1 protein-coding gene is annotated in these 1,340 nt (G+C 71.9%); it reads left to right on the forward strand.

All coding sequences use genetic code 11. The features are described from left to right. Positions 1-65 precede the first annotated feature (65 nt). Positions 66-1,340 (forward strand): molybdopterin-dependent oxidoreductase (locus EHS43_RS44670; RefSeq protein WP_148104350.1); only part of this gene is annotated, 1,275 nt, incomplete at its 3' end.

Here is a 1,340-nt window from a genome sequence, read left to right on the forward strand (position 1 = left end):
CCTCCCCTCCATCCGTACCGGTCGGTATGCTCACCCGGACAGGCACCGCTGCCCCGGGAGGACCCGTGTCCCGCACCGCTCTGCGTATCTGCCCCCTGTGCGAGGCCACGTGTGGTCTGACGCTCACCGTCGAGGGGACCCGGGTCACCGGCGCCCGCGGCGACCACGACGACGTGTTCAGCAAGGGGTTCATCTGCCCGAAGGGCGCCGCCTTCGGGGCCGTGGACGGCGACCCCGACCGGCTGCGCACCCCACTCGTACGACGTGACGGGGAGTTGCGCGAGGCCACCTGGGAGGAGGCCTTCGACGCCGTCGCCGCCGGGATCCGGGGCGTGGTCGAGCGACACGGGGCGAACTCCGTAGGGGTCGTCCTCGGCAACCCCAACGTCCACACCATGGCCGGTGCCCTCTACCCGCCGGTTCTCCTCGCCGGTCTCGGCACCCGCAGCGTCTTCACCGCCTCCACGGTCGACCAGATGCCCAAGCACGTCTCCAGCGGACTGCTGTACGGCGACGCAAACGCCATCCCCGTGCCCGACCTCGACCACACCGACCACCTGCTCCTCCTCGGCGCCAACCCCCTTGAGTCCAACGGGAGTCTGTGCACCGCCCCCGACTTCCCCGGCAAGCTCAAGGCGCTCAGGGCCCGCGGCGGCACCCTCACCGTCGTCGACCCCCGCCGCACCCGCACCGCCAAACTGGCCGACCGGCACATCCCCATCCGGCCCGGCACCGACGCCCTGCTGCTCGCGGCCATGGCGTACGTGCTCTTCGAGGAAGGGCTCGTGGACACAGGGGAGTTGGCCCCGCATCTCCAAGGGGTCGAGGAACTCCGTTCGGCCATGGGCGACTTCACCCCCGAGGCCGTCGCCGGCACCTGTGACGTCGACGCCGGCACCATCCGCACCCTCGCCCGCGAACTCGCCGCCGCCCCAACGGCAGCTGTATACGGCCGTATCGGCAGCTGCACCGTCCCGCACGGCACCCTCGCGAGCTGGCTCGTCGACGTGCTCAACATCCTCACCGGCAACCTCGACCGGCCCGGCGGCGCCCTCTTCCCGCAGGCCGCCACCGACCGCACGCCGCGTCCCGCGGGCCCCAGCCACGGCTTCGCGCTGGGCCGTTGGCACTCCCGAGTGAGCAAGCACCCCGAGGCGAAAGGGGAGTTGCCGCTCTCCGCGCTCGCCGAGGAGATCGACACCGCGACCGACGAGGGCGAGCCGATCCGGGCGGTCATCGCCGTCGCCGCCAACCCCGTACTCTCCGCCCCCGACGGCGACCGGTTCGACAAGGCCCTCGGCTCGCTCGACTTCATGGTCAGCGTGGACCCGTACCTGAAC

The sequence above is a fragment of the Streptomyces sp. RP5T genome (assembly GCF_003933965.1).
GTDB lineage: Bacteria > Actinomycetota > Actinomycetes > Streptomycetales > Streptomycetaceae > Streptomyces.